General features: G+C 56.4%; 1 protein-coding gene. It reads right to left on the reverse strand.

The window, feature by feature from the left end; genetic code table 11:
- Positions 1-324: acyl-CoA dehydrogenase family protein (locus tag HMPREF1627_RS01015; protein WP_034500389.1), on the reverse strand; the 324-nt coding region annotated here is incomplete at its 3' end.
- Positions 325-573 lie beyond the last annotated feature (249 nt).

A 573-nucleotide genomic window follows, 5' to 3' on the forward strand; every position in this document is an offset into this window, starting at 1 on the left:
CAGCTCGCCCGCAGCCGCGCCGCGCAGAATCTGCTCGCCCTTCATATTGCCGCGCGAAACCATGTGGCGCCCCAAACCCACAATGATCTGATGCATATTGATGCCCAGCGCCGTGCCCGGAGCCGCCTTCGCTAGACGCGTCTGTTCCCTGGCAATTTCCGCGAGCGTAAGACCAGCGCCGCCATACTCTTTTGGCACAAATGCAGCGTAGTAGCCGGCCTCTTTTAGCTCTTCATAGTCTTCAAACGGAAACTCGTTCTCCCGATCATAACGGTCCGCGCGCGAATGGATGCGCTCTAGCAAATCCTCATTGAGGAAACCCAATTTGAACTCCTTGCAATAGCTTGTTGGACGCGAATGCGCTCCCCTAAGACTTACACGCTCACTCAGAGCTTCGCACTATTGGCGCGCCGCCCACGTCAGGTTGGTGCACAATAACGCCCAATTAGACTAGAGTTAACAGGGTGAATCCCACCTCGCCCCAACCAGTAGAGCCGCGCAAAACCAGCCCTCGCTTACAGTTTCGAGAGGCACGCCAGCGGCGTCAAAATCTTGCGTTTTCCGTAATCGCCT

This window comes from Actinomyces sp. S6-Spd3, assembly GCF_000758755.1.
Taxonomy (GTDB): Bacteria; Actinomycetota; Actinomycetes; order Actinomycetales; family Actinomycetaceae; genus Pauljensenia.